Source organism: Phreatobacter sp. (assembly GCF_016793595.1).
In the GTDB taxonomy this organism is placed as follows: domain Bacteria; phylum Pseudomonadota; class Alphaproteobacteria; order Rhizobiales; family Phreatobacteraceae; genus Phreatobacter.
On record NZ_JAEULY010000001.1, the window covers coordinates 17,198 to 39,766 of the forward strand.

24 protein-coding genes are annotated in these 22,569 nt (G+C 67.9%); 16 read left to right on the forward strand and 8 right to left on the reverse strand.

All coding sequences use genetic code 11. The annotated features are described in order from the left end of the window. Nucleotides 1–47 precede the first annotated feature (47 nt). From JNK84_RS00110 to JNK84_RS00135, 6 genes are all read right to left on the reverse strand, one after another. The gene (locus JNK84_RS00110; protein WP_293418891.1) at nucleotides 48–1,178 is read right to left on the reverse strand and encodes a branched-chain amino acid ABC transporter substrate-binding protein; all 1,131 of its coding nucleotides are present in this window, start codon (nucleotides 1,176–1,178) and stop codon (nucleotides 48–50) included. Nucleotides 1,179–1,310: 132 nt separating this feature from the next. After that, on the reverse strand, nucleotides 1,311–1,688 hold the full coding sequence (locus tag JNK84_RS00115) for a DUF6867 family protein (RefSeq protein ID WP_293418894.1): 378 nt from the start codon (nucleotides 1,686–1,688) through the stop codon (nucleotides 1,311–1,313). 54 nt (nucleotides 1,689–1,742) lie between these two features. Then, nucleotides 1,743–2,465, reverse strand: coding sequence for an ABC transporter ATP-binding protein (locus JNK84_RS00120; RefSeq protein WP_293418897.1), 723 nt, complete (start codon nucleotides 2,463–2,465; stop codon nucleotides 1,743–1,745). Continuing rightward, nucleotides 2,462–3,298 (reverse strand): ABC transporter ATP-binding protein, encoded by an 837-nt coding sequence (locus JNK84_RS00125; RefSeq protein ID WP_293418900.1) that lies wholly within the window; start codon nucleotides 3,296–3,298, stop codon nucleotides 2,462–2,464. The genes JNK84_RS00120 and JNK84_RS00125 overlap by 4 nt, the downstream gene beginning before the upstream one ends. Further along, nucleotides 3,295–4,704 (reverse strand): high-affinity branched-chain amino acid ABC transporter permease LivM, encoded by a 1,410-nt coding sequence (livM, locus tag JNK84_RS00130; RefSeq protein ID WP_293418903.1) that lies wholly within the window; start codon nucleotides 4,702–4,704, stop codon nucleotides 3,295–3,297. Before livM ends, JNK84_RS00125 begins: the two co-directional genes overlap by 4 nt. Before the next feature lie 6 nt (nucleotides 4,705–4,710). Continuing rightward, nucleotides 4,711–5,628 carry an ABC transporter permease subunit gene (locus JNK84_RS00135; protein WP_293418906.1) on the reverse strand — a complete coding sequence of 306 codons (918 nt, stop codon included), beginning with the start codon at nucleotides 5,626–5,628 and terminating at the stop codon, nucleotides 4,711–4,713. A gap of 277 nt (nucleotides 5,629–5,905) precedes the next feature. Between JNK84_RS00135 and JNK84_RS00140 the strand changes: the two genes are divergently transcribed. Continuing rightward, nucleotides 5,906–6,421, forward strand: a complete 516-nt coding sequence (locus JNK84_RS00140; protein ID WP_293418909.1) for a flavin reductase — start codon at nucleotides 5,906–5,908, stop codon at nucleotides 6,419–6,421. 98 nt (nucleotides 6,422–6,519) lie between these two features. Continuing rightward, complete coding sequence (locus JNK84_RS00145) at nucleotides 6,520–7,062, forward strand: hypothetical protein (RefSeq protein ID WP_293418913.1); 543 nt, start codon at nucleotides 6,520–6,522, stop codon at nucleotides 7,060–7,062. On the opposite strand, the gene pcaC is transcribed toward JNK84_RS00145, so the two are convergent. Further along, complete coding sequence (pcaC, locus tag JNK84_RS00150) at nucleotides 7,063–7,449, reverse strand: 4-carboxymuconolactone decarboxylase (RefSeq protein ID WP_293418916.1); 387 nt, start codon at nucleotides 7,447–7,449, stop codon at nucleotides 7,063–7,065. It abuts the gene before it with no gap. A 93-nt stretch (nucleotides 7,450–7,542) separates the two neighbouring features. On the opposite strand from pcaC, the gene JNK84_RS00155 reads away from it, so the two are divergent. Together JNK84_RS00155 and JNK84_RS00160 are read left to right on the forward strand one after the other, a co-directional pair. Beyond that, nucleotides 7,543–7,731: a hypothetical protein gene (locus tag JNK84_RS00155; protein WP_293418919.1), complete on the forward strand. Its 189-nt coding sequence runs from the start codon at nucleotides 7,543–7,545 to the stop codon at nucleotides 7,729–7,731. Continuing rightward, nucleotides 7,724–8,023, forward strand: coding sequence for a type II toxin-antitoxin system RelE/ParE family toxin (locus JNK84_RS00160; RefSeq protein ID WP_293418922.1), 300 nt, complete (start codon nucleotides 7,724–7,726; stop codon nucleotides 8,021–8,023). Before JNK84_RS00155 ends, JNK84_RS00160 begins: the two co-directional genes overlap by 8 nt. A gap of 9 nt (nucleotides 8,024–8,032) precedes the next feature. On the opposite strand, the gene pcaD is transcribed toward JNK84_RS00160, so the two are convergent. Next, nucleotides 8,033–8,812, reverse strand: coding sequence for a 3-oxoadipate enol-lactonase (gene pcaD, locus JNK84_RS00165; protein WP_293418925.1), 780 nt, complete (start codon nucleotides 8,810–8,812; stop codon nucleotides 8,033–8,035). 249 nt (nucleotides 8,813–9,061) lie between these two features. On the opposite strand from pcaD, the gene JNK84_RS00170 reads away from it, so the two are divergent. From JNK84_RS00170 to JNK84_RS00225, 12 genes are all read left to right on the forward strand, one after another. Then, nucleotides 9,062–9,556 (forward strand): (2Fe-2S)-binding protein, encoded by a 495-nt coding sequence (locus JNK84_RS00170; RefSeq protein WP_293418928.1) that lies wholly within the window; start codon nucleotides 9,062–9,064, stop codon nucleotides 9,554–9,556. 65 nt (nucleotides 9,557–9,621) lie between these two features. Then, nucleotides 9,622–11,991 (forward strand): xanthine dehydrogenase family protein molybdopterin-binding subunit, encoded by a 2,370-nt coding sequence (locus JNK84_RS00175; RefSeq protein WP_293418931.1) that lies wholly within the window; start codon nucleotides 9,622–9,624, stop codon nucleotides 11,989–11,991. An 18-nt stretch (nucleotides 11,992–12,009) separates the two neighbouring features. Then, nucleotides 12,010–12,804 carry an FAD binding domain-containing protein gene (locus JNK84_RS00180; protein ID WP_293418934.1) on the forward strand — a complete coding sequence of 265 codons (795 nt, stop codon included), beginning with the start codon at nucleotides 12,010–12,012 and terminating at the stop codon, nucleotides 12,802–12,804. Between the two features lie 165 nt (nucleotides 12,805–12,969). Beyond that, the gene (locus JNK84_RS00185; protein WP_293418937.1) at nucleotides 12,970–13,671 is read left to right on the forward strand and encodes a LysE family translocator; all 702 of its coding nucleotides are present in this window, start codon (nucleotides 12,970–12,972) and stop codon (nucleotides 13,669–13,671) included. Between the two features lie 128 nt (nucleotides 13,672–13,799). Further along, nucleotides 13,800–14,630, forward strand: a complete 831-nt coding sequence (locus JNK84_RS00190) for a DUF3108 domain-containing protein (RefSeq protein ID WP_293418940.1) — start codon at nucleotides 13,800–13,802, stop codon at nucleotides 14,628–14,630. A gap of 57 nt (nucleotides 14,631–14,687) precedes the next feature. Further along, on the forward strand, nucleotides 14,688–15,605 hold the full coding sequence (locus JNK84_RS00195) for an AAA family ATPase (RefSeq protein WP_293418943.1): 918 nt from the start codon (nucleotides 14,688–14,690) through the stop codon (nucleotides 15,603–15,605). A 1-nt stretch (nucleotide 15,606) separates the two neighbouring features. Then, a complete protein-coding gene (locus JNK84_RS00200) occupies nucleotides 15,607–16,797 on the forward strand; it encodes a vWA domain-containing protein (protein WP_293418946.1) in 1,191 nt (396 codons plus the stop codon). Nucleotides 16,798–16,869: 72 nt separating this feature from the next. Further along, nucleotides 16,870–17,193: an XdhC family protein gene (locus JNK84_RS00205; RefSeq protein WP_293418950.1), complete on the forward strand. Its 324-nt coding sequence runs from the start codon at nucleotides 16,870–16,872 to the stop codon at nucleotides 17,191–17,193. Beyond that, nucleotides 17,193–17,873 carry an XdhC family protein gene (locus tag JNK84_RS00210; protein ID WP_293418953.1) on the forward strand — a complete coding sequence of 227 codons (681 nt, stop codon included), beginning with the start codon at nucleotides 17,193–17,195 and terminating at the stop codon, nucleotides 17,871–17,873. Before JNK84_RS00205 ends, JNK84_RS00210 begins: the two co-directional genes overlap by 1 nt. 21 nt (nucleotides 17,874–17,894) lie before the next feature. After that, nucleotides 17,895–19,505 (forward strand): molybdopterin-binding/glycosyltransferase family 2 protein, encoded by a 1,611-nt coding sequence (locus tag JNK84_RS00215; RefSeq protein WP_293418956.1) that lies wholly within the window; start codon nucleotides 17,895–17,897, stop codon nucleotides 19,503–19,505. Between the two features lie 415 nt (nucleotides 19,506–19,920). Beyond that, nucleotides 19,921–21,024, forward strand: coding sequence for a glycosyltransferase family 2 protein (locus tag JNK84_RS00220; protein WP_293418959.1), 1,104 nt, complete (start codon nucleotides 19,921–19,923; stop codon nucleotides 21,022–21,024). Further along, nucleotides 20,990–22,552, forward strand: a complete 1,563-nt coding sequence (locus JNK84_RS00225; RefSeq protein ID WP_293418963.1) for a glycosyltransferase family 39 protein — start codon at nucleotides 20,990–20,992, stop codon at nucleotides 22,550–22,552. Before JNK84_RS00220 ends, JNK84_RS00225 begins: the two co-directional genes overlap by 35 nt. Nucleotides 22,553–22,569: the final 17 nt, after the last annotated feature.

Below are 22,569 nucleotides of genomic sequence, written 5' to 3' on the forward strand. Positions count from 1 at the left end.
TGGTCCGGGCGGGGCTTGGTCTGGCGAACCTCCCGCCAGCCGGCAGGTCAGTTCGAGGCGCGATCCTCGACATAGGTGATCTTGCCGTCGGCGCCGCGGCGCCACGTATAGGTCACGTAGTCGGCGCGGGTGATGTCACCCTTCTTGTCGTAGGAAATGTCGCCGATCACGGTCTTGAAGACGTGGCCCGTACGCATGAATTCGGCCATCTTCTGCGGATCGACGGAATTCGCGCCGACCGCCGCCTGGGCGAAGATCTGCACGACCGCGTAGCTGTAGAGCGTATAGGCCTGCGGCTCGAAGCGGCGGGCCGTGCGGAAGCGCTCGACGATGGCGCGCGCTTCCGGGCGGTTGCGCGGGTCCGGCGGGAAGGTCATCAGCGTGCCGACGGCGCCGGGACCGGCGATGGCGGCGAACTCGTCGTCGGCGATGCCGTCACCCGACATGAGCGGGGCCTGGACGCCCTGGTCGCGCATCTGGCGGACGATCAGGCCGCCCTCGGTGTGCAGGCCGCCCCAGTAGACGACGTCCACATTGGCCGCCTTCAGCTTGGAGATCAGCGCCGAGAAGTCCTTCTCGCCGGTGTTCACCGCTTCATAGAGCACTTCCTTGAGGCCGGCGGCGTTCATGGCGCGCTGCGTCTCGTCGGCAAGGCCCTTACCGTAGGTGGTCTTGTCGTGGACGATGGCGACGCGCTTGCCGGCGTACTGGCGGGCGAGATAGGCGCCGGCCACCGCGCCCTGCTGGTCGTCACGGCCGCAGGTGCGGAACACGTTCCACAGGCCACGCTCGGTCAGGCGCGGATTGGTCGAGGCCGGGGTGATGGCGATGACGCCGTTCTCCGCATAGACCTCGGAGGCGGGGATCGAGACGCCGGAATTGAAGTGGCCGACAACCCATTTCACGCCGTCGCCGACGAACTTGTTGGCGACGCTGACGCCCTGGCGGGGATCGGACACATCATCGCCCACGGAGAGGACGAGGCGCTGGCCGAGAACGCCGCCGGCGGCGTTGATGTCCTCGACCGCCTGCTCGGCACCGTTCCGAAGCTGCGCGCCGAAGGAGGCGTTGGGGCCGGTGATCGGTCCGCCGACGCCGACGCGGATCTGCGCGCTGGCGGGCACCGCCATTGCGAGACCCATGCCGAGCGCGAGCCCGGCGAGGAGTTTGGTCTTCATCTCTCATCCTTCCCAAGAGAGTTCACGATGTGGCCCGACAAGCCCCCGTGAGGGCCGCAAAGCAGCCCTTGAAGGGGATCGAACACGCTTTCACGCCGATTGTCAGCCCGTCCCGGCGGACTTGATGGCGCATCAGGGTTTTTCCGTACCGGCGGCCAGCGGCGGGACCCGCTCCTTCCAGGAGAACAGGCCGGTGCGCTCGTAGAGCCACCAGTATTGTTGTACCATCTGGCGGGCACGCGTCATGCGCCAGGCGGCGAGGCCGATGGCGCCGACCACCAGCGTATCGACGACGTAGTAGCGCAGCGACAGAAGCGTGCCCTCGAACAGGGCGAAATGGAAGAAACGCACCGCGGCGCCGAGCAGCAGCAGGAAGACGACGGTCCTCCCGGCGTCGCGCCATGTCTCGGCGCAGGCCCTGCCGGTGAGAAAGGCGAGGCTGCCGCCGATCACCACGGTCACCAGCAGAAACAGCCAGATCGAGGGTTCTTCGTAGAGGATGCCCTGCATCTCAGCCGCCTCTCTCAGACCGGGTTGGCGTCGCTTCGGGGCTGCGGCGGGGGGTCAATGTCTGCCGCCTTCGAGATAGGCCGCCTTGACCTCCTCGCGGGCGAGAAGCTCCGTGCCCGTGCCGGTCATGGTGACGGCGCCGTTGACCAGCACATAGCCCCGATGGGCGAGCTTCAGCGCGTGATAGGCGTTCTGCTCGACCAGGAAGACGGTGAGGCCCTCCTGCCGGTTCAGCTCGCGGATGGCATTGAAGATGCCGGCGACGATCAGCGGGGCGAGGCCGAGCGATGGCTCGTCGAGGAGCAGCAGCTTCGGCCTCGACATCAGCGCGCGGGCGATGGCGAGCATCTGCTGCTCGCCGCCGGACAGCGTGCCGCCGCGCTGTTCCTGCCGCTCCTTGAGCCGCGGGAAGAGGGCGAAGACCTTGTCGAGATCGTCGGCGAAAAAAGCGGGGTCGGTGAGGGAAGCCCCCATCTGGAGGTTCTCGAAGACCGACATGCGCGGGAAGATGCGCCGGCCCTCGGGCGACTGGGCGATGCCCCGCCGCATGATCTTGTGGGTCGGCATGCGGGTGATGTCGGTGCCGTCATAGACGACGGTGCCGCGGCGGGCCTGTGGGCTGCCGCAGATGGTCATCATCAGCGTCGACTTGCCGGCGCCATTGGCCCCGATCAGCGTGACGATCTCGCCGGAGGCGACGTCGATGTCGATGCCCTTCAGCGCCTGGATGGAGCCGTAATAGGTCTCGACGCCCCGGACGGTCAGCAGCGCGGTCACAGGCCCACCTCCGCCTCGACCTTCTGCACTTCGGTATCGTCGACGCCGAGATAGGCGGCGATGACCCTGGGATCCTCGCGGACGGCGGAAGGCGTGCCGTCGGAGATCTTGGTGCCGTAGTCGAGCACCACGACATGGTCGGAAATCTCCATGACAACGCTCATGTCGTGCTCGATCAGCAGCAGCGAGGTGCCGTGCTCCTTGCGGATGAAGCGGAGGAGATCGTTGAGCACCAGCGATTCCCGCGGGTTGAGGCCGGCGGCGGGCTCGTCGAGACAGAGCAGTTCGGGTCCCGTGCACATCGCGCGGGCGATCTCCAGCGCGCGCTGGGGGCCATAGGGCAGGTCGCCGGCGGGGTCGTCGGCGCGGTCGGTGAGACCGCATTTGTCCAGCCAGTAGGCGGCGCGCTCGACGGCAGCCCTTTCCGCGCGGCCGTAGGACGGCAGGCCGAGAATGCCGCCGATGGACCAGCCGGACGCCTTCATCAGCGGGTTGTGCTGGGCGACCAGCAGGTTCTCCAGCACGGTCATGCCGGAGAACAGGCGGATGTTCTGGAAGGTCCGGGCGACTTTCGCCTCGCGGGCGATGCGGAAGTCGGGAAGGCGTTCGAGCAGATGCTGGCCGCCGCCCGCGCCGTTCATGACGATGCGCCCCTGCGTCGGCTTGTAGAAGCCGGTGATGCAGTTGAAGACCGTGGTCTTGCCGGCGCCGTTCGGCCCGATGACCGCGGTGATCTCGCCGCGCCGGGCCTCGAATGACAGGTCGTTGACGGCGACGAGGCCGCCGAAGCGCATGGTCAGATGCTCGACCGAGAGGATCGTGTCGGCGCTCATCCGTGGCCCTCCTTGACGAGGTCGCCGGATACGGCGCGTCGCGACTTGAGGAAGGCGGTGGGCATGCGCGTCGAGACGAAGCCGCGCGGCTTCCACACCATGATCACCACCATGGCGAGGCCGAAAATGAGCATGCGGTACTGAACGGGATCGAAATCCCTGCCGAAGATCGCCTTCATCCAGTCGAGCTCGCGCAGGAGCTCGGTGCCGCCGATCATCACCACGGCGGCGATGGCCGTGCCGACCAGCGAGCCCATGCCGCCGAGCACGACGATGGCGAGGATGACAGCCGATTCCATGAAGGTGAAGCTCTCCGGCGAGATGAAGCCCTGCCGCGCCGCGAAGAACGAGCCGGCGAAGCCGCCGAACATGGCGCCGATGGCGAAGGCCGTGAGCTTGGTGTTGACCGTGTTGATGCCGAGCGAGCGGCAGGCGATCTCGTCCTCGCGCAGCGCTTCCCAGGCGCGGCCGACGGGCAGCTTGCGCAGCCGGTTGGTGACCCAGGCGGTGATGAGGGCGAGCACGACGATCAGGTAGAACAGGAAGATCGTGCGGTAGACCGGCGTGAAGGGCAGGCCCCATTGCGCGGCGAAGCCGGTCGGAGCGGCGGTGAACGGCGTGCCGAAGAATGACGGCCGGGGGATCGAGGAAATGCCCTCGTAGCCGTTGGAGAATTCCTTCCAGTTGATCAGCACGAGGCGGATGATCTCGCCGAAGGCCAGGGTGACGATGGCGAGATAGTCGCCTCGCAATCGCAGGACCGGAAAGCCGAGCAGCACGCCCCAGAAGGCGGCGAGGATGCCGGCGAGCGGCAGGCAGATCCAGAAGGCCCAGACGCCGAGGCTGGGGAAGGTCGCCGGGATCACCTGCGTCGCGAGGAGCGCATAGGCATAGGCGCCGACGGCATAGAAGGCGACGTAGCCGAGGTCGAGGAGCCCGGCGAGCCCGACGACGATGTTCAGCCCCCAGGCGAGCATGACGTAGATCAGGATCTGGATGCCGAAATTGTCGATCCATTTCAGCGCGCCGGAGCCGCCGACGAGTGAGTAGATCATCAGGGGGTAGACGAGCACGGCGACGAGTGCGGCCGGTGGCAGGGCGGTGGTCAGCACCGGCGGCAGGCTCAGCTTGAACTTCGGCGCGGCGGCGCCGTCGCGGGAGCGGGTGCCGAGCCACAGCGAGATGAGCAGGCGACCGGCGGCGACGGCCAGCACGATGGCGAACAGCAGGCCGTACCGGCTTTCGATGATCAGCCGGTTCTGCATGTCCTGCGCGGTCTTGAAGCCGATCAGCGGCCCGAACACCCCAAGCGCGATGAGGCCGGCGAACAGCGCGTCCTTGAGGGCGGCGGGAAAGGCCTCGGCGAGCGAGGGGCGGGCGGCTTCGGCGGCGGGAGCGGCGGTCACGTGGCGTCACACCTTCTCGACGTCGGGGCGGCCGAGGATGCCCTGCGGCATGAAGACCAGCACGATGGCAAGGATCGAGAAGGCGGCGACGTCCTTGTACTCGACCGAGAAATAGGCGGACCAGAAGGTCTCGATGAGGCCGATGAGCAGGCCGCCGAGCACCGCGCCGGGCAGCGAGCCGATGCCGCCGAGCACGGCGGCGGTGAAGGCCTTCACGCCCGGCGTGAAGCCGTCGGCGAAGTTCACCACGCCGTAATAGACGAGGAACAGCGTGCCGGCGACGGCCGCCAGCGCCGCGCCGATGACGAAGGTGATGGAGATGGTGCGATCGACGTCGACGCCGAGAAGCGCGGCCATGCGGCGGTCCTGCTCGCAGGCGCGCTGGGCCCGGCCGAGGGCGGTATGGGTCACCACCCACCAGAAGATGGTGAGCAGGATGGCGGTGACGACGATGATCAGGATCTGCTTGTAGGACAGCGTCACGGCGTAGTTGCCGCCGTCATAGAGGATGATGACGCTGTTGAGGATCGGGTCGATGGCCTTGTTGCGGGGCCCTTGCGAGATCTGCACGAAGTTCGACAGCACGATGGACATGCCGATGGCCGAAATCAGCGGGGCGAGGCGGAAGGAACCGCGCAAGGGGCGGTAGGCGACGCGCTCGATGGTCCAGCTGACCAGCGAGGTGAAGACCATCGCGACGATCAGCACGAGGAACAGCGCCAGCAGCACCGAGGAGATGCCGAGCCAGGTGGTGAGGATCATCAGGGCGATGAGCGCGATGAAGGTCGACACCATGAACACGTCGCCATGGGAGAAGTTCACCATGCCGATGATGCCGAAGACCATCGTGTAGCCGATGGCGATGAGCCCGTAGATCGAGCCGAGCGTAAGCCCATTGATGAGCTGCTGGAAGAAAACTTCCATGCCGCCGCCTTCCCGTTGCAATTCCCCTCGGCGCGCGGGGGGGCGCGCCGCGACGTACGTCCGCAGGTGTCCGTGTCTTGGGCACGATCCGGCCGGCGGCGCCGTCACCGAATGCGTAGCAGCGGCCATGCGGCCCCACAATGGCAGCATGGCGAAATTCACATGCCGGGTGCGAGGAGAAGCCTTAACCGGGCTCGGATAGGCTCGAAGCTTGGAAAAGGCTGCCGGCAGCGCCTATATGCGGCCTTCCAGCCGAGGGATCGCGATGGATGGTGGCATGAACGGCCCGATCGTTCCGGGGATGACGAGCGCGACGCCTCAGGCCTATCGCGACGGAATGGCGCATGTGGCGGGGCACGTCCATATCGTCACCACGGCCGGGGAGGCCGGCACCAGCGGGTTCACCGCCATCGCGGTGGCCTCGGTATCCGACGATCCCCCGACCATGCTGGTCTGCCTCAACCGCAAGTCGCTCAACGGCGGTCTGATCGAGGCCAATGGCGTCTTTGCCGTCAACGCCCTGCCGGCCGGGGCCGAGGTGCTGGCCGAGACCTTCGCCGGACGGCGCGGCCTTTCAGGCGCCGATCGCTTCGCCTTCGGCTCGTGGTCGACGCTGTCGACGGGGTCTCCGGTTCTCGACGAGGCGCTGGTGTCCTTCGACTGCCGGCTCGCCGAAATCCGGCCGGTGGCGACCCATATCATCGTCATCGGACAGGTCGTCGCCGTGCGTGTCGGTCCCGCCGGCGCGGCGCTCGCCTATTTCGACCGGGCCTATCGGCCGATCCCGCGCTGAGCGCCGGGATTTTAAGGTAAACAATCGGTTTCGCTTGTGTCCCGCGGACGTAGCGGGAACATGCACTCTCACGCCAGGATTGCGGCGGGGAGGGATGCATGAACGGGCTGTTCGCGCGGCCGGCCAGCGGCGCATCGATAGCGATCGCGACCTTCTGGGCGCTGGTCTTTCTGACCGATGGCCTGATGCGCCTGCTGCCGGCCGACGACAGCTGGCTGATCCGGGCGCTCGGCACGGACATCGTGCCGCAGACGGCGCGCATTTTCTCGGGGCTGGGCTGGCCGCTGGGCAAGGTGCGGATGATCGTGCCCTTCGCCGGGGCATGGGAAATCGCCATCGCGATGTTCCTGATCGGCGCGCTCTACGAACAGATGACCCATGACAGCGACGACCTCGTGCCGGGATCGGCCATGCTGATCCTCGGCCTGTCGATGGCGGTGACGACGGTCGCCATCGTGCTCGTCGCGGCGGTGCTGGCGCGCGAGACGGCACCGGTTCTCGCGGCTCTCTGGTGGCCGACGGCGCTGCTGCTCGCCTCGCTGGTCGCGGCAATCGCCGAGCGCCTCCACGCGGAGGAGCATCCGGACTGGCAGGCGGTGCCTGAGGTCGCGGCGCCGCTCGAGCCTTTCCACCGGCGTTGATCAGGTCTTGATGCCGAGCTCGGCGAAGACCTCCTTCGCCTCCTTCACCGCGGTATTGGCGGCGGGAACGCCCGCATAGACGGCGATCTGCAGACAGACCTCCTTGATGTCGTCGGTGGTGACGCCGTTGGAGAAGGAGGCGCGGCAGTGCAGCCGGAATTCCTCCCAGCGGCCGAGCGAGGCGGTCATGGCGAGGACGAGGAAGCTACGCGTCTTGCGGTCGAGGCCGGGCCGGGTCCAGATCTCGCCCCAGGCATAGCGGGTGATGAGGTCCTGGAATTCGGTGGTGAAGCTGTCGCGGGCCGCGAGCGACCTGTCGACATGGGCGTCGCCCAGCACCGCGCGGCGGACCGCGAGGCCCTTCTCGAAGCGTTCCTTCTCGTCCATCGGGCATTTCCTCTTCGATTGTCCCGCGGGTGAATGGCGGCAAAGCGGTCCCCGCAGCTTTCATTACCACTCAATTCCTGCGATACTCTGCCCATGCCCACGAAGGAAAAGCCGATCTCCATTGCCGAGGCGATTTCTCCGACTCCGCTGGAGCCAGCGGGCGATGTGCAGGCCTGGCATATGAAAAAGGTGAAGGAGCGTCACGAGGCTGCCGATGCCGGCCGTTTCGCTTCCGCTGGCGCCGTCAAGGCGGTGATCCGCAAGTTCATCCCTAATGGATGAAATCGTCTGGCTGGACGATGCGCTGCATGATCTCGACGACATCGGTTCGTATATCGCGCTCGACAATGCGCGTGCGGCCGAACACGTCGTTCGTCGCATCGTCGAGGCCGTGGCGATGCTGGCCTGGCATCCCAAGCTCGGCCGCACCCTCGAAGACGGCGATACGCGCCGCCTGACCGTGACGGGAACACCCTACATTGCGTTCTATCGATTGCGCTCGAGAATCGAGATTCTCGCCGTGATGCACGGTGCGCCAGTGGCCGGACAGATTCGGAACGTGAACCTGCCCTGAGGCAAGCAACTACCGCCGCAGGAAGTCCATCACCGCTGTCGTGAACGCCTTCTCCTGCTCGATGTTCGAGAGGTGCGCGGCGTCCAGCTCCACATAGGCTGCGCCGGGGATGGCGGCGGCGATCTCGCGCCCCTTGGCGGCCGGGGTCGAGCCGTCATGCGTGCCGGCAATGACCAGAACGGGATTGGTGATGGAGCGGACCGGCCAGCGCTGATCCATGTCGCGGATGGCAGAGGAGCAGGCCGCATAGCCTTCCGGCGGCGTGGCGTTCAGCATGTCGACGATGCGGGCGACGGACGCCTTGTCGGCTTCCTGGAAGCGCTTGGTGAACCAGCGGTCGACGATGTTGGAGACGAGCGGGCCGAGGCCTTTGGTCTTTACGATCGCGATGCGCTGGTTCCAGAGGTCGGGCGGGCCCATGGCCGCCGAGGTGTTGCAGAGAACGACGCGGTCGAAGCGATCGCGGTGGTGGGTCGCGGCCCACATGCCGCTCATGCCGCCCATGGAGAGGCCGCACCAGTCGGCCCGGGCGATATTCAGGTGGTCGAGCAGTTCGACCGCATCGCGGGTGAGGCGGGCGAAGCTGGTGGGCCCGACGCGCGTCTCGCTGTCACCGTGGCCACGCTTGTCATAGCGCAGGACGCGGAAGGCGCCTGAGAAGGCCGCCATCTGCGGGTCCCACATTTCGAGACGGGTGCCGAGTGAATTCGACAGCAGCAGGACGGGCCTGTCGCCGCCGGTATCCTCGTAGCGCAGCGACAGTCCGTCGGACGTGGTGAAGCGCGGCATGGTTCTCTCCCGGGAATCCTCGCGGCGAAACACTAGGTCACGCCGCCGCCAAAGCAACGGGCGGCGGCTTGTGGAGCGCGCATCCGGCTCTCGTCGGATGTCCGGGTTTCGTCTTGACGCTTTCTTGAGAACGGGTCCAAAGTGCAAAAATCTGCAAATGACCCGCTATTCCGGGATCAACGCGGACGGCCACAATAAAAACCAGGCCGAAAGCCCCGGTTATCGAACGATTTTCGAGGAGGAACGCCCATGCCGACGGTGACCCTGACGGTCAACGGACGCCAGGTTTCGGCCGACGTCGACGCCCGCACCCTTCTGGTCCAGTTCCTGCGCGAGAATCTGCGCCTGACCGGCACCCATGTCGGCTGCGACACGTCGCAGTGCGGCGCCTGCGTCGTCCATGTCGACGGCAAGGCCGTCAAGTCCTGCACCACTTTCGCGGTCCAGTGCGAGGGCGCCGATGTCGTGACCATCGAGGGGCTGGCCAAGGACGGCAAGCTGCACCCGATGCAGGAGGCCTTCCGCGAGCATCACGGCCTCCAGTGCGGCTTCTGCACGCCGGGCATGATCATGTCGGCGGTCGATATCGTGAACCGCAAGGGCGCGGTGGACGAGGCGACCATCCGCGAGGAGCTGGAAGGCAATATCTGCCGCTGCACCGGCTACCACAACATCGTCCGCGCCGTGGAGGCGGGAGCGCTCGCCATGACCGGCAAGGCGCCCGCGCGGCAGGCGGCGGAATAAGCGGCGCGACAAGCCGCATCCGTCACCCGCCTGTCCGTTCCAGAGGTCCTTAGGGAGGATCCGTCATGACCGTCACTGCCATCGGCGCCGCCGTCCGTCGCAAGGAAGACCACCGCTTCATCACCGGCAAGGGCCAGTATACCGACGACATCAACCGTCCCGGCCAGACCCACGCCTATTTCCTGCGCTCGCCGCACGCCCATGCGACGCTGAAGAAGATCGACCTTGCCAAGGCGAAGGCCATGTCGGGTGTCGTCGCGATCTATACGGGCGAGGATGTCGCGGCCGACAAGGTTGGCGGGCTCATCTGCGGCTGGATGATCCATTCCAAGGACGGCACGCCGATGCGCGCCGGCCCCCATCCCATACTGGCGCAGGGCAAGGTGCGCTATGTCGGCGACCATGTCGCCGTGGTGATCGCCGAGACGCTGGCGCAGGCGAAGGACGCAGCCGAGGCGATCGACGTCGATTACGGCGTGCTGCCGGCCAATGTCGACACGGCCGGCGCCCAGGCCAAGGGCGCGCCGGAGGTCCATTCGGAAGCGCCGAACAACACGGTCTATGACTGGCACATCGGCGACAAGGCGGCGACGGAGGCGGCGTTCAAGGCCGCCAAGCACGTCACCAAGCTTGATATCGTCAACAACCGCCTCGTGCCGAACGCCATGGAGCCGCGCGCGGCCGTTGGCGAATACGATGCCGGCACTGACGGGCTGACGCTCTACACGACCAGCCAGAACCCGCATGTGGCGCGGCTCGTGCTCTCGGCCTTCATCGGGATCGCGCCCGAGCACAAGCTGCGCGTGATCGCCCCCGATGTCGGCGGCGGCTTCGGCTCGAAAATCTTCATCTATGCCGAGGAGACGGTCTGCGTCTGGGCCGCGCGCAAATGCGGCCGCCCGGTCAAATGGACCGCCGACCGGACCGAGGAGTTCCTCTGCGTCGCCCACGGCCGCGACCACGTGACCCGCGCGGAGCTGGCGACCGACGCCGAGGGCCGGATCACCGGCCTGCGCGTCAAGACCATCGCCAATATGGGCGCGTATCTGTCGACCTTCGCCTCGTCGGTGCCGACCTATCTCTATGCGACGCTGTTGTCGGGCCAGTATGCGATCCCGACCATCTATGCCGAGGTGGACGCGGTCTATACCAACACCTCGCCGGTCGATGCCTATCGCGGGGCAGGGCGGCCGGAAGCGACCTTCGTGGTGGAGCGTCTCGTCGAGGCCGCCGCGCGCGAGATCGGCATGGACCCGGCGGCGTTCCGCAAGCGCAACTTCGTCTCGAAGTTCCCGCACCAGACGCCGGTCATCATGATGTACGACGCCGGCGACTACAAAGCCTCGCTGGTCAAGGCCATGGACATGGCCGACGTGAAGGGCTTCGGCAAGCGCAAGCGCGAGGCGGCGAAGCAGGGCAAGCTGCGCGGCCTTGGCTATTCCACCTATATCGAGGCCTGCGGCATCGCGCCGTCGCAGGCGGTCGGCTCGCTCGGTGCCGGCGTCGGCCTGTGGGAATCCGCTGAAGTGCGAGTCAATCCAGTGGGAACGGTGGAGATCCTCACCGGGTCTCACAGCCACGGGCAGGGCCACGAGACGACCTTCGCGCAGCTCGTCTCCTCGCGGCTCGGCATTTCCATCGACAATGTCTCCATCGTCCACGGCGACACCGACAAGGTGCAGTTCGGCATGGGCACCTACGGCTCGCGCTCGGGCGCGGTCGGCATGTCGGCCATCTCCAAGGCGCTCGACAAGATCGAGGCCAAGGCCAAGAAGGTCGCCGCCCACGTTCTGGAGGCGGCCGAGGCCGATATCGACTTCAAGGACGGCCAGTTCACCGTGAAGGGCACCGACAAGTCGGTCGATTTCGGCACGGTGGCGCTCAATGCCTATATCGCCCACAAGTTCAATCCGCAGGAGCTGGAACCGGGCCTGAAGGAGGGATCGTTCTACGACCCCACCAACTTCACCTTCCCGGCCGGCTGCCACATCTGCGAGATCGAGGTCGATCAGGAGACCGGCGTCGCGACCATCGCCAAATGGACGGCGGTGGACGATTTCGGCAACGTCATCAACCCGATGATCGTCGAGGGCCAGGTCCATGGCGGCATCGCGCAGGGAGTCGGGCAGGCGCTGCTGGAAGGCACCATCTACAACAAGGACGGCCAACTGGTGACCGCCTCGTTCATGGATTACGCCATGCCGCGCGCCCACGACCTGCCGTCCTTCGACGTCGGCATGACCGTGACGCCGGCGCCGTCCAATCCGCTGGGCATCAAGGGCTGCGGCGAGGCGGGCGCCATCGCTTCGCCCGCCGCCGTGATCAATGCGCTGACCGACGCGCTCGGCACCGAGAACGTGCCGATGCCGGCGACGCCGCAGGCGCTGTGGCAGGTCATTCAGCGTCAGTCGAAAATGGCCAAGGCGGCCGAGTAAGGTTCGGGAGAGGCTCAGATGTATCCCTTCAAGTACCACAAGGCCGCCACTGTCCGCGGCGCCGTCGCGATCCTGAAGAAGGCCGAGGAGCCGAAGCTCCTGGCCGGCGGGCAGACGCTGATTCCGACCATGAAGCAGCGGCTCGCCAGCCCCAAGGCGCTGGTCGATCTCGCCGGCGCAGGGCTCTCCGGCATCGAACAGAAGGGCCGGACCATCGTCATCGGCGCGATGACGACGCATGCCGAGGTCGCCAATTCGCCCGTCGTGCAGGCGGCGATCCCGGCGCTCGCCAAGCTCGCCGGCCATATCGGCGACCCGCAGGTGCGCCATCGTGGCACGATCGGCGGGTCGATCGCCAATAACGACCCGGCGGCGGACTATCCCGCCGCGCTGATGGCGCTGGGCGCGACCGTGCACACCAACAAGCGGAAGCTGGCAGCCGAGGAGTTCTTCGCCGGCCTGTTCTCGACGGCGCTGGACGAGGACGAGATCGTCACCAAGGTCGCTTTCCCGGTGCCCGGCAAGGCGGGCTACGTGAAGTTCCCCAATCCGGCTTCACGCTATGCCATCGTCGGTGTCTTCGTCGCCAAGAAGGGCCGCGCGGTGCGCGTCGCGGTGACGGGCGCGGGTTCGGACGGCGTGTTCCGCCACGAGGCGATGGAGGAGGCGCTGGGCAAGCGCTTCAATCCGAAATCGCTCGACGGCATCGCGACGCCGGCCGGCAACCTCAACGGCGACATCCACGCCTCGGCGGACTATCGCGCGCATCTGATCGGCGTGATCGCCAAGCGGGCGGTGGCGGCCGCGGCCTGAGGAGACCGACCAGACCCATGCCGACCTGCGCGGGGTCATTGAGCGCAACGTCGTCATGGCCGGCCATCGGCGGCCTGCGGCCGCCGTTGCTTGCTTGGGAACGCCGAGGCAGGGCCTCGGCTATGCCGGCCATCCACGTCTTAAGCACGCCGGCGATAGAAAGTCGTGGATGCCCGGACCAAGCCCGGGCATGACGGTGAGCGCTGCTTCACCACGAAACCGATCCCGATGCTCGACACGTCCGTCCTTCTCACTCTGACCCTGATGTGGCTGGTCATCGTGCCGACGCCGGGGGCGAACTCCCTGCTGATCACCCATCTGGCGGTGACGCGCCCCGCCGAGGACGTCGCCTTCGCGCTGGCCGGCAATCTCGCGGGCGTCGCCATGCTGGCGCTGCTCGCGCTGTTCGGCTGGGCGGCGCTGCTGCAACTGTTCCCCTGGCTCAGGCTGGCGGTGACGATCTTCGGCGCGCTCTATCTCGTCTGGTTCGGCGCGCGACTGGTGAGGCGTAGCCTGACGCCTGCCGCGACCGCCGCCGCCGAGGCCGATGGCGCTGGGGAGGGCGGCGCGCGGCGCATGGTGCTGCTCGGCCTCGTCACGGCCCTGTCCAACGCGCAGGCGATCATCTTCATCACCTCGATCTTCGCGGTGTCGGGCGTGCTGAATGCCGGCGTCGCGACTGGCCTTGCGGCCATTCTCGTCATGATCACCTGCAACGGCCTCTATCTGTCGACGCTCGCCTGGCTGTTCCAGCGGCAGGCGGTCAGGCGCTTCTACCAGCGGTTCCGGCGGGCGCTGGAGGGAACGGTCGGCGCGCTGTTCGTGGTCTTCGGTGGCCGGCTGCTGCTGCGTGAGCTGATGCGCTGACCAGGGTTTGCGCCTGTTGCCGGAGGTTCATGCAAGGGCTCGTAGAGTGCCGGTCCGACGCCGCAAAATCGCCCGATCGCATGCCGCATGATCACCCGCCGTTCCGCTCCAAATCAGGGTCCCGAGGCATGAACCCCCGCCTTGCCGCCTTCGGCCTCGTTCTGGCCGCTCCCTTCGCCGTCCAGCCGGCCGCCGCACAGAGCGCCGGCCAGATTTCCGCCGACTACGCGGTCAGCTTCCTCGGCATGTCGATCGGTTCGGGCACGATGGTCTCGACCACGGACGGACGCAGCTACCGCACGACGCTGAATGCCCGCGTCACCGGCATGGCCGCGATGTTCGCGGGCGGCGCCGGCACGGCGAGCGCTTCCGGGCAGATCGCCGGCGCAAATCCGGTTCCCGCCAGCTATTCGGTCGAGGTGCGTTCGGGCGGCAAGACCGAGACGACGCAGATCGGCATGGCGGGCGGCAATGTCGCCTCCGTCGTGCGCAACCCCGACAAGCCGCCGCATACGCGCGCGACGCCGGTGCTCCCCGAGCATCTGCGCGGCGTGGTCGATCCGCTCTCCGCCGGCATTTTCGTCGCGGGAGGCTCGGGGCCGGTAACCGGGGCGGCAGCCTGCGACCGGCGTTCGCGCATCTATAACGGCGTGGTGCGCTTCGACCTGATCTATTCCTTCGCCGAGACCCGCCAGGTCGATATCGGCGGCTACAAGGGCGAGGCGGCCGTCTGCCGCGTGCGCTTCGAGCCGGTCGCGGGCTATCGCGCCGACCGCTCGGACATCGCCGCGGCGCGGCGGCGCTCGGCCGAGGTGATCCTCGTGCCGGTCGCGGGCACGCGGACGCTGATCCCCGCCAAGATCACGCTGTCCACCGGCTACGGCACCGGCATTGCCGAGGCGACGCGGCTTGCGCTCAATCCGGGCCAGCCCGCGGCGCGGCGCGCCTCTGCGGATTGAGGCTCTCGCGAAGGCTATCCGCTGCGCTATGGTGGGACGAGCAGCCGGAGCGCCTTCGTGACATTGCTTTCCCAGCAGAACCTTCCCGCTTCCATCGACGAGACTCTGGCGCTCCTGAAGCGCGGCCAGTATGTGGCCGACCGGTCGCTCGCGACCGTGCTGTTTCTCGCCCTGAAGATGGGCCGGCCGATCCTCCTCGAAGGCGAGGCGGGGGTCGGCAAGACCGAGATCGCCAAGGTTCTGGCGGCGACGCTCGGGCGCAGCCTCATTCGCCTGCAATGCTATGAGGGCCTGGACGTTTCGGCGGCGGTCTATGAATGGAACTATGCCGCGCAGATGATCGCGATCCGCCTTGCCGAGGCGGAGGGGGCGGTGGACCGCGAGCAGCTGTCGGCCGGCATCTTCTCCGAGCGCTATCTGGTCAAGCGGCCGCTGTTGCAGGCCCTTGAGCCGGACATGCGCGGCCCGCCCGTGCTGCTGATCGACGAGCTCGACCGCACGGACGAGGCTTTCGAGGCCTTCCTTCTGGAGGTGCTGTCGGATTTCCAGGTGACGGTGCCGGAACTTGGAACCATCAAGGCGCCGGCCGCGCCCATCGTCATCGTCACGTCGAACCGCACGCGCGAGATCCACGACGCGCTGAAGCGGCGCTGCCTCTATCACTGGGTTGATTATCCCGACGCGGCGCGCGAACTCGCCATCCTGAAGGCCAAGGCGCCGGGCGCGCCGGAGCGGCTGACGAAGGAGATCGTCGCTTTCGTGCAGCGGCTGAGAAAATCCGACCTGTTCAAGGTGCCGGGCGTCGCCGAAACCATCGACTGGGCGACGGCGCTGACCGAGCTCGATGCGGTCGGCCTCGATCCACAGGGCGTCACCGATACGCTGGGCGTGCTGCTCAAATATCAGGACGACATCCAGAAGATGCAGGGCGGCGAGGCCAAGGCCATTCTCGACGAGGTGAGGGCGGGGCGCTGACGTGGCCAATGCCCTCGCCGAGAACATCGCCCATTTCGCCCGCGCGCTCCGGGTCGCGGGCCTGCCCGTGGGGCCGGGCACGGTGCTGGACGCCATTGCGGCGGTCGAGGCGGCCGGGATCGGCTCGCGCGACGACTTCTACTGGACGCTGCATTCGGTCTTCGTGACGAAGCACGAGCATTCCGTCATCTTCCGCACCGGCTTCGAGATCTTCTGGAAGCGGCGGCACCTGATGGAGAAGCTGCTCTCCATCCTGATGCCGGTGGCGCATGCGCCCGAGCGCAAGCCCGACCCGGTGTCGCTGCGCCTGCAGGAAGCCTTCTTCAAGGATGTCGAGAGCGTGCCGGTGGAGCGGCCCGAGATCGAGGTGGACGCGCGTTTCACCGTCTCCGACGTCGAAGTGCTCCAGCATAAGGACTTCGCGCAGATGACCGCCGCCGAGATCGCCGAGGCGAAGCGGCGCGTTGCCGCGCTGGTGCTTCCCGACGATGCAGTGCCGACGCGACGGCTGGCGGCCGATTCCCGCGGGCACCGCATCGACATCCGCCGCACGCTTCGGCGCTCGATCGGGGAGGGTGGCGGCATCATCGACCTCGCGCGGCGCGGGCCGAAGGACAGGCACCCGCCGCTGGTCGTGCTCTGCGACATTTCCGGGTCGATGAGCCAGTACACGCGGGTCATGCTGCATTTCATCCACGCCCTGATGGAGAAGCGCCGGCAGGTTCATGCCTTCACTTTCGGCACCCGGCTGACCAACATCACGCGGATGCTGAAGGCCAAGGACCCCGACGAGGCGCTGGCGGCGACCACCGCCGCCGTTCAGGACTGGTCGGGCGGCACGCGCATCGCGCCCTCGCTCCACGCCTTCAACAAACTGTGGTCGCGCCGGGTGCTGACCGGTGGGGCGGTCGTGCTGCTGGTCACCGACGGGCTGGAGCGCGAGGGCGGCGGCGACCTCGCGCGCGAGGCAGACCGGCTGCACCGGTCCTGCCGACGGCTCGTCTGGCTCAATCCGCTGCTGCGCTATGACGGGTTCGAGGCGAAGGCTTCCGGCATCCGCACGCTGCTGCCGCATGTCGACGAGTTCCGCACCATCCACAATATCGCGGCGGTGGCCGACCTCGTCACCGCGCTCGATGCGCGCCGGACGGATCGCTCCCATGATCCGCGACTATGGCTGAAGGCGGCCTGAGCCCTCGCGCGTCGCCTCGCCTGCGCCTATCTTGGAACGATCCCAGCCTTGCAGCTATCAGGGGAGGCGCCCATGCTGTCGACCGACGAGGACATCCTGACCCAGGCCGAGGCCTGGGCGAAGGTCGGCAAGGGCGTGGCGGTGGCGACCGTGGTCGAGACCTGGGGCTCGGCGCCGCGCCCGGTCGGCTCGCATTTGGTCATCGACGAGGAAGGCACCTTCCTCGGCTCCGTCTCCGGCGGCTGCGTCGAGGGCGAGGTGGTGACGGAGGCGCTCGACGTGATCGGCTCCGGCAAGGCGAAGCTGCTCGAATTTGGCGTCGCGGACGAGACGGCTTGGCGGGCGGGCCTGTCCTGCGGCGGCCGTATCGCGGTTTACGTCGAGAAGGTCGGCTGATGGACCTGAAACTGCTCTCCGCGCTGAATGCGGCGCGGACGGACCGCAAGGCGGCGGTGCTGGTCACCGATCTCGATGGCGCAGCGCCCGCCCGGCTGGTCACCGACGCGAACCTGGCGGGGGATGCGCTGGAGGAGCCGATCCGTGCCGCCCTGCGCTCGGGCAAGAGTGGTGTCGTCGGCGAGACACGGGTCTTCCTGACGGTGCAGGTTCCACCGGCCCAGATGGTGATCATCGGGGCGGTCCATATCAGTCAGGCACTGGTGCCGATGGCCCGACTGCTCGGCTACGACCCGGTGATCGTCGATCCGCGCACCGCCTTCGCGACGCCGGAGCGCTTTCCGGACGTGACGCTGAAGGCGGAATGGCCGGATGTGGCGTTGCCGCCGCTCGGCGTCGACCGCTACACCGCCTTCATCGCGCTGACCCACGATCCGAAGATCGACGATCCCGCGCTGCTGCACGCCTTCGAGAAAGACTGCTTCTATATCGGCGCGCTCGGTTCGCGGCGCACCCATGCCAAGCGCGTCGAGCGACTGACGGCGGCAGGGGCATCGCCGGAGGCGGTGGCCCGCATCAAGGCGCCGGTCGGCCTCAATATCGGGGCGATCTCGCCGGCCGAGATCGCCGTGTCGATCCTCGCCGAGGTCACGCAGGCCTGGCGGCAGGGGATCGCGTGAGGATGTGACAGGCATCGCGCCATGAAATTCGGACCCGTTCCCGTCGCCGAGGCTCTGGGCGGCGTCGTCGCCCATGCGGTGCGCTCCGGCGGCCTCGTGCTGAAAAAGGGCGCGGTGGTTCGCGAGGCGGAGATCGCGGCGCTCAGGGCCGCCGGCATCGACACCGTGACGGTGGCGATGGTCGAGACCGGCGATGTCGGCGAGGACGAGGCCGCGGCGCGCATCGCCGCGGCGGTGGCCGGGGAGGGCGTCAGGGTCGATGCCGCCTTCACCGGACGGGCCAACCTGTTCGCCGAGGTCGCGGGCGTGCTGGTCGTCGAGCGCGAGGGCATCGACGCCGTCAACCGGATCGACGAGGCCATCACTCTGGCGACCCTGCCGGCCTTCGCGGCGGTCGAGCCCGGCGAGATGATCGCAACCGTCAAGATCATCCCCTACGCCGCATCCGGCGATGCGGTGAAGAGAGCCGCCGGGCCGCGTCCCCTGATCCGCGTCGCGCCCTTCGTGCTGAGGCGGGTCGCGGTGATATCGACACTGCTGCCGGGCCTTGCCGACAAGGTGGTCGACAAGACCTTGCGGGTGACCGCCGAGCGGCTGAAGCCGACCGGCGCCTCCATTGTCTCCGAGCGGCGCGTGCCGCACGAGGCCGAGGCGCTGCGCAAGGCGGTCGAGGCCGCGAGAACCGAGGGCGCGGATCTCGTGCTCGTCTTCGGCGCATCCGCCATCGCCGACCGGCGCGACGTGATCCCCGCCGCGCTGGAGGCTGCCGGCGGGCGGATCGCCCATTTCGGCATGCCGGTAGACCCCGGCAACCTGCTGCTGGTCGGCGATCTCGACGGTGCGCCGGTGATCGGCGCGCCGGGCTGCGCGCGATCGCCCAAGGAAAACGGCTTCGACTGGGTGCTGATGCGTCTGCTCGCGGGGCTGCCGGTTTCCAAGGCCGACATTACCGGCATGGGCGTCGGCGGGCTGCTGATGGAGATCGTCTCGCGGCCCCAGCCGCGCGAGAGCGAGGTTGCGATGCCGGCCCGGCCGAAAGTGGCGGGGCTCGTGCTGGCGGCGGGCCGCTCGACCCGCATGGGCGGGCCGAACAAGCTGCTGGCGACGCTCGACGGCAAGCCGCTGGTGCGCCACGCCGCCGAGGCGGCCGTCGGCGCGGGCCTCCAGCTGGTGACGGTGGTGACCGGCCATCAGGGCGAGCGCGTGCGCGCGGCGCTGGGCGGCCTCGATGTCGCCTTCGCCGGCAATCCCGATTTCGCGGAGGGGCTGTCGACGTCGCTCAGGGCCGGCCTTGCCGCCTTGCCGGACGATGTCGATGCGGTGGTGATCCTGCTGGGCGACATGCCGCGCGTCGACGCCGCACTGGTGGCGCGGCTTGCGGCCGCCTTCGATCCAGCCGCCGGGCGCCATGTCGTGGTGCCGGTCGCCGATGGCCGCCGCGGCAATCCCGTGCTGTGGGGCCGGCGCTTCTTTGCGGAGCTTGCGCGCGTGACCGGCGACCAGGGCGGGCGGGCGGTGCTCGCGGCCTATCCGGAGGCGGTGTTCGAGGTGCCCGCGGAGGACGATGCAGTCCATCTCGATCTCGATACGCCCGAAGCGCTTGCGGCGGCGGGCGGCACGCCGGCCGCGTAACCACCGGAACGATCAGGGTGAATGCGAAGGAGTGAATGCCGCGGGCAAAAAAATGCCCCGGATCGGGGCCGATCCGAGGCAATTGGGGTCTCCGTGGACGCGGAGTGTTGAGGCGACACTGCCTCGTGTCCGGCCCCGGCACAATGCAGACCGCATTTTTACCCTACCGGTTGACCCTAACGTGACCTGCGGAACTTCGTTCAGTTTTTCAGAGAGTTGGTGCGATCCGCTCGGAGTTTGATTCCGATGGTCGGCCGCGAGGCCGATGGCTCGCTTGCCCTTCCGCCGGCTGGCGTCTATCACCCGCGCTTGGATCGTGCCTGCGCGCTGTTCAGATGCAGACATGATCCGGATTCTTGCGTTGTCGCGTTTTCTTCACGCGAACCGGTGCCCACTTCGCTCGAAAACGCTATTGATGACCCCGACCCAGACAGCCACAACCGCGCCCGAACTCACGGTGGTGGTGCCCAGCTACAACGAACGCGACAACGTGCCGGAATTGGCCCGGCGGCTCGACCATGTCCTTTCCGGCATTGCCTGGGAGATGATCGTGGTCGACGACGACAGCCCGGACGGCACGTCCGCCGTGGTCAAGGCGCTGTCGCGGCAGGACCCGCGCGTGCGCTGCATCCGCCGCGTCGGCCGGCGGGGCCTCGCGGGCGCCTGCATCGAGGGCATGCTCGCCTCCTCCGCGCCGGTCGTGGCGGTGATGGACGCCGACCTTCAGCACGACGAGACCATTCTGCCGGCCATGCTGACACATATCCGCGAGGGCAAAGAGCTGGTGGTCGCGAGCCGCAACATCGAGGGCGGCTCCAAGACCGAAGGCCTCTCGCCGGTGCGGCAGGCGATCTCGGACCTTGGCCGCAAGCTCTCGGCGATGATCCTGAAGGCGCCGCTCTCCGATCCGATGTCGGGCTTCTTCATGCTGAAGCGCGAGCTCGTGGAGGAAATCGCGCCGAAGCTCTCGACCGCCGGCTTCAAGATCCTCGCGGACATCGCCGCCTCGGTGCCGCGCGCGCCGAGCGTTGCAGAAGTGCCCTTCGTGTTCCGCGAGCGCGTCCACGGCGAGAGCAAGCTCGACGCGAAAGTAGCGCTCGACTATCTCGGCTTCGTCCTCAACAAGCTGTCCGGCGGGCTGATCCCGCTGCGCTTCATCTTCTTCGCCCTTGTCGGCGCGAGCGGCCTCGTCGTGCACATGCTGGCGCTTTATGTCGCGCTGCGCGGCGGCGTCGGCTTCGAATGGTCGCAGACGCTGGCGACCGCCATCGCCATGACCTCGAACTTCATCATCAACAACGAGGTGACCTATCGCGACGGTCGGCTGCGCGGATCGAAATTCTGGGTCGGCCTCGCGCTGTTCTATCTCGTCTGCAGCATCGGTGCGCTCGGCAATGTCGGCGTCGCGAGCTGGCTCTATTCCGGCCACGCGCAATGGTGGCTCGCCGGTATCGCCGGCGCGGTGATGGGCGCGGTTTTCAACTATGCCGCATCGTCCGCCTTCGTCTGGCGCCGCTGACGCTCCGCTCGATCCGCGCCCGGTCTGGGCGGGGTCGGCGGCCGCGGTCATTGTTCTCGTCGCGATCCTGACGGCGCTGCGCCTCTGGGCCGCCGGAGCGGTCGGCCTGGCCGCCGACGAGGCCTATTACTGGCTCTGGGCGAAGAACCTGTCGTGGGGCTATCTCGATCACCCCCCGATGGTTGCGGTGCTGATCCGCGCCTCCATCGCCGTTTTCGGCGATACCGAATTCGGCATCCGCTGGCTGTCGGTGCTGCTGGGCGCGGCGGCGAGCCTTGGCGTCTGGCGCCTCGTCTGGCGGCTGACCGACGACCGGGTCGCGGCCATCGCCGCCGCAGGGCTCGTGCAGGGCACGCTGTTCCTCGGCGCGGGCGCGATGCTGGTGACGCCCGACACGCCGCTGGTGCTGTTCTGGACGCTGGCGCTGCTGGCGCTGGTCGAGATCTGGCGGACGGGCAGGGGCGCGTGGTGGCTAGCGGCCGGCCTGTCGGTCGGGCTCGCCTTCGTGTCGAAATATACCGCCGTCTTCCTCGGGCTCGGCATAGTGCTCTGGCTTCTGTGGGTGCCGGAGATGCGGCGGTGGTTCGCCTCGCCCTGGGCCTATGCGGGTGGGGCGCTGTGCCTCGCGGTCATGGCGCCCGTCATCGCCTGGAACCTCACCCATGGCGGCGCTTCGCTGACGAAGCAGTTCGGCCGCGCCGTGCCGCAGGCCTTCGATCCGCGCTTCGTGCCGGAATTCATCGCGGGGCAGGCGGCGCTGCTGACGCCGCTGATCGGCCTCGTCGTCCTCTGGGGCCTGTGGGTGGCGACGCGCCGGGCGCTCGCCGGGCGAGCGGCAGGCGAGACGCTGATCGCCGCGACGACGCTGCCGCTCGTCGCCTATCTCGTCTGGTACGGCCTGTTCGACCGGGTGCAGGGCAACTGGACCGCCTGCCTCCTGCCGGCCTCCATCGCGGCAGCCGCGCTCGGCGGCAAGGCGTGGCCGGCGATCTCATGGATGCGGGCGATTCTGCGCGCCTCCATGCGCTGGGGACTGGTTCTCGGCGTCGTTCTGGGCGTCGTCGTGATCGGCCACGCCGCGTTCCGCATCGTGCCGCTGGCCATCGATCCGACCGGGCAGCTTCACGGCTGGCGCGCCACGGGGGAGGCTATCGAGAGGGAGACCGCAGCGCGGGGCGCGGCGACCATCGGCACCGTCAGCTACACGACAACGGCGCATCTGCGCTTCTACGGATCGCGCAACCTGCCGGTCGTCCAGCTCGGCGAGCGGCTGCGCTACGCGATGGAACCGCCACCGGATGTCGAAACGTTGCGGTCGCGGCCGATTCTCGTCGTGGCGGAAAGCCGCCGCGAGGCGGAGGCGCTGGCGGCGTTGCGCAGGACCTTCGGCTCGGTGCAGCGCGCGGGCTCGGTCGAGCGGCACTGGGTGCCACGGTTCTGGCGCACCAGCTATCTCGACACGCTGGCGCTGTTCCTTGTCGCCGAACCGCTGAAGGCGGGCTTCCCCGACGTCCAGACGGATCGCTGACGACGGGCGCGGCCTTG

Coding starts and splice junctions, on each gene's coding strand:
- JNK84_RS00110 (WP_293418891.1), bottom strand. CDS start 1,178: ATGAAGACCAAACTCCTCGCCGGGCTCGCGCTCGGCATGGGTCTCGCA.
- JNK84_RS00115 (WP_293418894.1), bottom strand. CDS start 1,688: ATGCAGGGCATCCTCTACGAAGAACCCTCGATCTGGCTGTTTCTGCTG.
- JNK84_RS00125 (WP_293418900.1), bottom strand. CDS start 3,298: ATGAGCGCCGACACGATCCTCTCGGTCGAGCATCTGACCATGCGCTTC.
- JNK84_RS00135 (WP_293418906.1), bottom strand. CDS start 5,628: ATGGAAGTTTTCTTCCAGCAGCTCATCAATGGGCTTACGCTCGGCTCG.
- JNK84_RS00140 (WP_293418909.1), top strand. CDS start 5,906: ATGAACGGCCCGATCGTTCCGGGGATGACGAGCGCGACGCCTCAGGCC.
- JNK84_RS00145 (WP_293418913.1), top strand. CDS start 6,520: ATGAACGGGCTGTTCGCGCGGCCGGCCAGCGGCGCATCGATAGCGATC.
- pcaC (WP_293418916.1), bottom strand. CDS start 7,449: ATGGACGAGAAGGAACGCTTCGAGAAGGGCCTCGCGGTCCGCCGCGCG.
- JNK84_RS00155 (WP_293418919.1), top strand. CDS start 7,543: ATGCCCACGAAGGAAAAGCCGATCTCCATTGCCGAGGCGATTTCTCCG.
- JNK84_RS00160 (WP_293418922.1), top strand. CDS start 7,724: ATGGATGAAATCGTCTGGCTGGACGATGCGCTGCATGATCTCGACGAC.
- pcaD (WP_293418925.1), bottom strand. CDS start 8,812: ATGCCGCGCTTCACCACGTCCGACGGACTGTCGCTGCGCTACGAGGAT.
- JNK84_RS00170 (WP_293418928.1), top strand. CDS start 9,062: ATGCCGACGGTGACCCTGACGGTCAACGGACGCCAGGTTTCGGCCGAC.
- JNK84_RS00175 (WP_293418931.1), top strand. CDS start 9,622: ATGACCGTCACTGCCATCGGCGCCGCCGTCCGTCGCAAGGAAGACCAC.
- JNK84_RS00180 (WP_293418934.1), top strand. CDS start 12,010: ATGTATCCCTTCAAGTACCACAAGGCCGCCACTGTCCGCGGCGCCGTC.
- JNK84_RS00190 (WP_293418940.1), top strand. CDS start 13,800: ATGAACCCCCGCCTTGCCGCCTTCGGCCTCGTTCTGGCCGCTCCCTTC.
- JNK84_RS00205 (WP_293418950.1), top strand. CDS start 16,870: ATGCTGTCGACCGACGAGGACATCCTGACCCAGGCCGAGGCCTGGGCG.
- JNK84_RS00210 (WP_293418953.1), top strand. CDS start 17,193: ATGGACCTGAAACTGCTCTCCGCGCTGAATGCGGCGCGGACGGACCGC.
- JNK84_RS00215 (WP_293418956.1), top strand. CDS start 17,895: ATGAAATTCGGACCCGTTCCCGTCGCCGAGGCTCTGGGCGGCGTCGTC.
- JNK84_RS00220 (WP_293418959.1), top strand. CDS start 19,921: ATGACCCCGACCCAGACAGCCACAACCGCGCCCGAACTCACGGTGGTG.
- JNK84_RS00225 (WP_293418963.1), top strand. CDS start 20,990: ATGCCGCATCGTCCGCCTTCGTCTGGCGCCGCTGACGCTCCGCTCGAT.